Origin of the sequence: Streptomyces iranensis, assembly GCF_017874715.1 — a bacterium.
Taxonomy (GTDB): Bacteria; Actinomycetota; Actinomycetes; order Streptomycetales; family Streptomycetaceae; genus Streptomyces; species Streptomyces iranensis.
In genome coordinates this window covers 116674-123671 of the sequence record NZ_JAGGLR010000034.1, presented here as the reverse complement: position 1 = coordinate 123671, position 6998 = coordinate 116674, and the positions used below count along the sequence as shown (strand labels likewise).

At 71.4% G+C, this 6998-nt stretch carries 6 protein-coding genes; 4 read left to right on the top strand and 2 right to left on the bottom strand.

The annotated features are described in order from the left end of the window. The first annotated feature begins 501 nt into the window (after window positions 1-501). Window positions 502-2040 (top strand): histidine ammonia-lyase, encoded by a 1539-nt coding sequence (gene hutH, locus J2Z30_RS44475; protein ID WP_209469109.1) that lies wholly within the window; start codon window positions 502-504, stop codon window positions 2038-2040. Window positions 2041-2089: 49 nt separating this feature from the next. Here the strand turns inward: hutH and J2Z30_RS44470 are convergent, their stop codons facing one another. Beyond that, on the bottom strand, window positions 2090-2395 hold the full coding sequence (locus J2Z30_RS44470) for a hypothetical protein (RefSeq protein ID WP_044574162.1): 306 nt from the start codon (window positions 2393-2395) through the stop codon (window positions 2090-2092). 99 nt (window positions 2396-2494) lie between these two features. On the opposite strand from J2Z30_RS44470, the gene J2Z30_RS44465 reads away from it, so the two are divergent. The 3 genes from J2Z30_RS44465 to J2Z30_RS44455 all read left to right on the top strand — a co-directional run bounded on the left by J2Z30_RS44465 (window position 2495) and on the right by J2Z30_RS44455 (window position 5360). Beyond that, complete coding sequence (locus tag J2Z30_RS44465) at window positions 2495-2821, top strand: hypothetical protein (RefSeq protein ID WP_044574166.1); 327 nt, start codon at window positions 2495-2497, stop codon at window positions 2819-2821. Between the two features lie 197 nt (window positions 2822-3018). Beyond that, window positions 3019-4296: a L,D-transpeptidase gene (locus J2Z30_RS44460; protein ID WP_044574170.1), complete on the top strand. Its 1278-nt coding sequence runs from the start codon at window positions 3019-3021 to the stop codon at window positions 4294-4296. A 245-nt stretch (window positions 4297-4541) separates the two neighbouring features. Continuing rightward, a complete protein-coding gene (locus J2Z30_RS44455) occupies window positions 4542-5360 on the top strand; it encodes a VOC family protein (RefSeq protein ID WP_044574173.1) in 819 nt (272 codons plus the stop codon). Window positions 5361-5478: 118 nt separating this feature from the next. Here the strand turns inward: J2Z30_RS44455 and J2Z30_RS44450 are convergent, their stop codons facing one another. Further along, entirely contained in the window at window positions 5479-6942 is a 1464-nt protein-coding gene (locus J2Z30_RS44450; protein ID WP_044574176.1) for a DUF2079 domain-containing protein, read from the bottom strand. Window positions 6943-6998 lie beyond the last annotated feature (56 nt).

The window sequence follows — 6998 nt, the reverse complement described above, 5'->3', positions numbered from 1 at the left end:
ACCGACGAACCCGACCTGCCCACCGAACTCACTGCATAGCCTCAACAACGGATCACCGAGTGGCCGTCGATACACCACTCCAGCGGACGTGACCGGGCTGGGCCCCGGCCCCCGCTGGCGCTCGGTCCCCGAGTTCCGCGGGGCTGTGGCGCGGCCAGTCCCCCGCTCCGCCCCTTCCCGAATCCGGGGGCAGGCCCCCGGGCCCCACCGCGGCTGAGCCCCGACCCCCGCCGGGGCAGGCCCCCGGCCCCCACCGCGGTTGCGCCCCGGCCCTCACCGGGGTTGAGCCCCGGCCCTAACCGCGGTTGAGCCCCGGCCCCCGCCGGGGCTCCCGACCCTGGGGCCCGGCGCAGGGGTGGGAGCTCGTTTCAGCCTCTCCGGCGATTGAGGAGCGGGGTTCGGGGCGGAGTCCCGGTTCGGGAAGGGGCGGGGTGGGGACAGAGACAGCGGACAACAGGGTGACAGGCAGGGATTCACTCTCTAGGGTGCCTGAATATGGATATGCACACTGTGGTGGTGGGGACGTCCGGAACGACCGCCGACGATGTCATCGCCGTAGCCCGCGGCACCGCGCGGATCGAGATCTCCGAGGCGGCGCTCGCCGCCATCTCCGCGGCGCGACAGGTGATCGACGACCTCGCGGCCAAGCCCGAGCCCGTCTACGGCGTCTCCACCGGCTTCGGCGCGCTGGCCGTGCGCCACATCAGCCCCGAGCTCCGCGCCCAGCTCCAGCGCAACATCGTGCGCTCGCACGCCGCCGGCATGGGCGCGCGGGTGGAGCGCGAGGTGGTGCGGGCGCTGATGTTCCTGCGGCTGAAGACGCTCGCGTCCGGCCGTACCGGCGTCCGGCCCGTCGTGGTCGAGACGATGGCCGCGCTCCTCAACGCGGGGATCACCCCCGTCGTGCACGAATACGGCTCGCTGGGCTGCTCCGGCGACCTGGCGCCGCTGTCCCACTGCGCACTGGCGCTCATCGGCGAGGGCGAGGCCGAGGGGCCCGACAAGACCGTGCGGCCCGCCGCCGAACTGCTGGCCGAGCACGGCATCGAGCCGGTCGAGCTCCGCGAGAAGGAGGGGCTCGCGCTGCTCAACGGCACGGACGGCATGCTCGGCATGCTGATCATGGCCTGCGCCGACCTCGCCCGGCTGTTCACCGTCGCCGATGTGACCGCCGCCCTCTCGCTGGAGGCGCTGCTCGGCACGGACCGCGTCCTCGCGCCCGAGCTGCACGCCATCCGCCCCCACCCGGGGCAGGCGGCCAGCGCCGCCAATATGCTGCGGGTGCTGGCGGGTTCGGGGCTCACCGGGCACCACCAGGACGACGCGCCGCGCGTCCAGGACGCGTACTCGATCCGCTGCGCCCCGCAGGTCGCGGGCGCCGGCCGGGACACCCTCGCGCACGCCCGGCTGGTCGCCGAGCGCGAGCTGGCCTCCGCCGTGGACAACCCCGTGGTGCTGCCGGACGGGCGGGTGGAGTCCAACGGCAACTTCCACGGCGCGCCCGTGGCGTACGTCCTGGACTTCCTGGCCGTCGCGGCCGCCGACCTCGCCTCGATCGCCGAGCGCCGTACCGACCGGCTGCTGGACAAGAACCGCTCCCACGGCCTGCCGCCCTTCCTGGCCGGCGACCCGGGCGTGGACTCGGGGCTGATGATCGCCCAGTACACCCAGGCCGCGCTGGTGAGCGAGATGAAGCGGCTCGCGGTGCCCGCCTCGGTCGACTCCATCCCGTCCTCCGCGATGCAGGAGGACCATGTCTCGATGGGCTGGTCGGCGGCGCGCAAACTGCGTACGGCGGTGGACAGCCTGGCCCGCGTCCTGGCCGTCGAGCTGGTCGCCGCCACCCGGGGCATCGAGCTGCGCCAGGGTCTGGAGCCCGCGCCCGCGAGCCGGGCGGTGCTGACGGCGGTGCGCCGGGCGGGCGTCGAGGGGCCGGGCGAGGACCGCTATCTGGCGCCCGACTTGGCGGCGGCGGACGCGTTCGTACGATCCGGAGAGCTGATCGGGGCCGTGGAGTCGGTGACCGGTCCCCTGGACTGAACCGGGCCGGGGGCCGGTACGCCCCCGACACGGCCCCCGAGGGAAAGGGTCAGTACGCCTCCGGGCGGGTGCGCCGCACGGAGGCGGTCACCATCGCCACACCCAGCCCCAGAAAGGCCGTGCCGCCGAAGAGATACGGGGTGACGTCCACACTTCCGGTGTCGGCCAGATCCCCGTCGGGCACGGCCTCCGTCCGGGGCCCGGCCCCGGGCGAGCCCTCGGAGGTCCGCGAGGACGCCGATGATGATCCCGGGTCCTCCACGGTGGCGTTGGCGGACGGGACGAACCACAGGGCGCACAGCAGCGAACCGGCAGCGGCGGCGGTCAGCAGCGGTCGGCGTGCGTTCAATGGCATCCTCCTTGAGGCTGCGGCAAATTGACCCCGTGCGCCGATCGTAGTGACAACTGCGGGTCGTGCGGAAGCGAGACGGGTCGGCCCCCTAACCTCCGTCGCATGACGAGTACCGAGACATCGCATTTTGTCCGGCTTCGTGTGGAGCTCGTGGTCGAGATCGCCGATGCGGACCGGCTACGGCGCGCGGCGTACGAGCGGATCGACGGCGATGAGTCCATGGCCGCCGAGGAGCGGGGCCACGCACGCCGCATGGTGGAGTCGGACGAGGCCGAGGCGCTGGCCTATCTGGTCGAGCCGTTCGAGCTGGTGGAGGAGGTGCCGGGGGTTGAGCTGGCCCAGGCGTCCTGGAGCAGCGAGCACGTCGACTACGATCCTCGCTCCGCCGAGTGGTCCGGGGCCTTCGCCGACCTGGACGAGGACGATTGAGCCCGGAGGGCCGGATTCCGGGTGACGCAGACGGCTGAGCCGTGCGGGTCCGGTGCCGGCGGGTCTTACGCTTGACTGGCGCCTTCGCCAAGTGGTCTTGCGCACAGTTTCACTGTGCGTGGAACCGGCCAAAAGGTACAGGCGTTCTTATCGGGCAGGTCCGGGGTTTCTGGGGTCCAGATCAAGATCCAGGTCAAATGGAGAAGCGTGTGATGACGGACGGCAAGCGCCGTAAGGGGCTGGTGGCCGTGGCCGCCGTGCTCGGCGGCGTACTCACTCTCGCCGCGTGCGGCGGGGATGGCGGCGGCGACGACGCAAAGAACGACGGGCAAAAGTCGCAGTCGCAGGTCGACGAGGCGGCGGCCAAGGACGCGTCGGACGCCCACATCAAGATCACGCCGAAGGCCGGTGCGACGAACGCGGGCATCAACAGTGACACCAAGGTCACGGTGAGCGAGGGCAAGCTCACCTCCGTCACGATGACGTCCGCGGCGACCGGCAGCACCGTGGCCGGGACCATATCGCCCGACAAGACGTCCTGGAAGCCGAGTGGGCAGCTGGAGCGGGCCACTCAGTACAAGATCAGGGCGTCCGCCGAGGACTCCAAGGGCCGTAAGGCGACCGAGAACTCGTCCTTCACCACCGTCTCGCCCTCCAACAGCTTCATCGGCAACTTCACGCCGGAGGACGGCTCCACGGTCGGCGTGGGCATGCCGGTGTCCATCCGGTTCGACAAGGCGGTGACCAACAAGAAGGACGTCGAGTCCCACATCAAGGTCACCTCCAGCAGCGGCCAGCAGGTGGTCGGCCACTGGTTCGGCGGCAACCGGCTCGACCTGCGCCCCAAGGACTACTGGAAGGCGGGCTCGACCGTCTCCCTGAAGCTGGACCTGGACGGCGTCGAGGCGTCGTCCGGTGTCAAGGGCGTCCAGGAGAAGACGGTCAACTTCAAGATCGGCCGCTCCCAGGTCTCCACGGTGGACGCCGAGTCCAAGGAGATGAAGGTCGTCCGCGACGGCAAGCTGCTCAAGACCATCCCGATCTCGGCCGGCAGCCCCGACAACACGACCTACAACGGTCAGATGGTGATCTCCGAGAAGTTCAAGGAGACCCGGATGAACGGTGCGACGGTCGGCTTCACGGACGACGACGGCAAGGGTGAGTACGACATCAAGGACGTGCCGCACGCCATGCGGCTGTCCACCTCGGGCACCTTCATCCACGGCAACTACTGGGGCGCGAAGTCCATCTTCGGCAGCCAGAACACCAGCCACGGCTGTGTCGGTCTGTCGGACACCAAGGGCGCGGGCGACCCCAACACGGACGGCGCCTGGTTCTACGACAACTCCCAGGTCGGTGACGTCGTCATCGTGAAGAACTCCAAGGACAAGACCGTCCAGCCGGACAACGGCCTCAACGGATGGAACATGGACTGGAGCCAGTGGGTGGCCGGAAGCGCCGTCGGCAGCGCCTGACACACCCTCTTCTCACCACCGCCGGGCGGCGGTCGGCCTTCGGGCCGGCCGCCGCCCGGCTTTGTGCGGCGCCTTTGCGGGGCGGCCGGGAAGCCGTGTGCCGCGTTCACGGCCCGTCGGCGAACCGGTGCGCGCGGTAGCGGTCCGTGCCGAGTGGCGTGATGCCGGGGCCGGAGGAGAATGGGCCATGGGGGCATCCCGTACCGGCCGCGCGCGGCCGGAAGTGGCGATACGGAGGCGGCCCCATGCCCGAAGTCACGTCCTATCAGCCCGGAACGCCCTGCTGGATCGATCTGATGGTCCCCGACCAACAGGCCGCCCTGGACTTCTACTCCGGGCTGTTCGGCTGGGAGGGAGAGGTCGGCCCTCCGGAGACCGGCGGCTATGCGACCTGGACCCTGAGGGGCAAACCCGTCGCGGGGGTGATGTCCGCGCAGTCGATGGGCGAGGAGGCACCGCCGCCGACCGTCTGGACCACCTACTTCTGCTCCGCCGACGCCCAGGCCACCTCCGAGTCCATCAGCCGGGCCGGAGGCACCGTGCTGATGCCGGTCATGGAGGTGATGGACCTCGGGCGGATGCTGGTGGCGGCCGACCCGCTGGGAGCCGTCTTCGGCGTCTGGCAGCCGCTCGGCTTCACCGGCGCGGGCCTCGTCAACGAGGCGGGGACGCTGATCTGGAACGAGCTCAACACCACCGACCGGGAGGCGGCTTCGGCCTTCTACGCGGAGGCGCTGGGCGTGGAGTCGACCCCCATGGAGGGCGAGGGCGCCGAGGGTTATTTCGCGCTCTCCGTCGACGGCCGCACGGTCGGCGGGCTCCAGCCGCTGCGGGAGGGGATGCCGCCGGAGGTGCCCCCGCACTGGCTGGTCTACTTCGCCGTCGAGGACACCGACCGCATTTCGGCCAAAGTGTCGGCCGGGGGCGGCACGGTCCTCCGACCGCCGTACGAGATGGTCGCGGGCCGGATGTCGCTGGTGAAGGATCCGCAGGGGGCGCCGTTCGCCCTGATCGCCCCGAAGCCCATGCCTTCCAGCCCCTCAGGGGGCACCTCCCAGCGGTAGCTGGGGGAGTTTGAGGAGCGGGGTCTGGGGCGGAGTCCCAGTTGTGGGAAGGGGCGGGGAGGGGAGCAGCCCGCCGCAGGCGGCACGGTCCGCCGGACAACCCCTAGCCGGACAGACCCTAGCCCCGCTTGAGGACGAAGTACCCCGACGTGGAGCCCACGGGCGTGTACGAGCTGCCCGGGTGGAGCTGCCCGGCGTACTCGATCACCTGCCGCTCGGTGCGTTCCGGCGGCTCCTGGAGGGCTATGTAGTCCGGCCGTATGTCCTGCGTGGCGCCGACCCACAGCACCCGGCAGCGGCTGGTGAGCCGGCTTATCGGCCCGACGTTGGCCTCCACCGTCGCCCCGTCCGGGATCCGGTCCAGCAGCCGCTCCACCGCCCGCGTCTGCGGGGACTTGTCGTATGTGGCGCCCTGGGTGAGGCCGTACAGCGGCATGGAGGACGACAGCGCCAGGGCCGCGCCGCACACCGCGGCGGGCAGCTGACGGGCGTACGAGGCGAGCCAGGCCCGTTGGGTGTCGCGGACCCGGTCCAGGGCGTCCACCAGGGCCAGCAGGACGACCGGCATCAGCACCGCGCTGTAGTGCCAGTCGGTGCCCCAGTAGTGGTCGTCGTGGGAGAGGAAGCGCCAGCCGAGGGTGGGCACGGCGGCCAGCAGCAGCGGGGAGCGCAGCGCCAGCAGCCCGGTGGTCGGCAGCAGGATCCACAGCAGGGTGCGCAGCGCGGTGCCGAACGGGATCGTGCCGGTCTGGTCACCGCCGCTGCCGACCTTGTCCCAATAGTCGTACGAGCCGGCGCCGTTGAAGCCGGGGATGACGACGCCGAGCGCGAGCGCCGAGACCGCGACGCCGAAGCCCATCAGCGCGACGGCGAGCGGGACGGCGCGGGGGCCGCGCGCCGGGTCGCGCCGGGCCCGGATCCAGACGACCGCGCCCAGCGCGGCCACCGTGGCGCCCATGTCCTCCTTGACGAAGACCAGCGGGGCGGCCCACAGCAGCGCGGCGTACCAGCGCCTGCGGATCACCGCCTCCAGGGAGAAGGCGATGAGCGGAACGGCGAAGCAGATCTCGTGGAAGTCGAAGTCCACGGCGCGCTGGAGGCCCCAGGACACCCCGTAGGCGATGCCGATCGCGAGCCCCCGGCCGCGCCCCAGCAGCCGGGCGGCGACGCGGGTGACGGGGACGGCGGAGACGGCGAACAGCGCCGCCTGCGCGACCAGCAGGGTGACCGGGCCGGGGAAGACCCGGTAGACGGGGCCGAGCAGGGCCGTTATGGGGCTGAAGTGGTCGCCGAGGATATTGGCGCCGGGGCCCTTGAGATCGGCTATGGGCGCCTGGAAGTGCGCGTACGCCCGTATCGCCTGCTCGAAGATGCCCAGGTCCCAGGACATGGTGGCCATGCGGCGGTAGCGGCAGACCGACAGCGCCGTGAAGGCGGCGAAGAGGGCGAGGGCCAGCCAGTACGGATCGGCCCGCGGCTGCCGCAGTACGCCTGCCCTCGTGAGAAGCCGGGTACGCCCCCTGATGACGGCGGTCGCCCCCTCGGCGCCGGTGCCGGGCGGAGCGGTTGCGGCCGTGTCCATCCAGGGTCCTTATCGTGTGGGCGGTCTGTGCGAAAAGATACGCGAAGGGGGCGGGA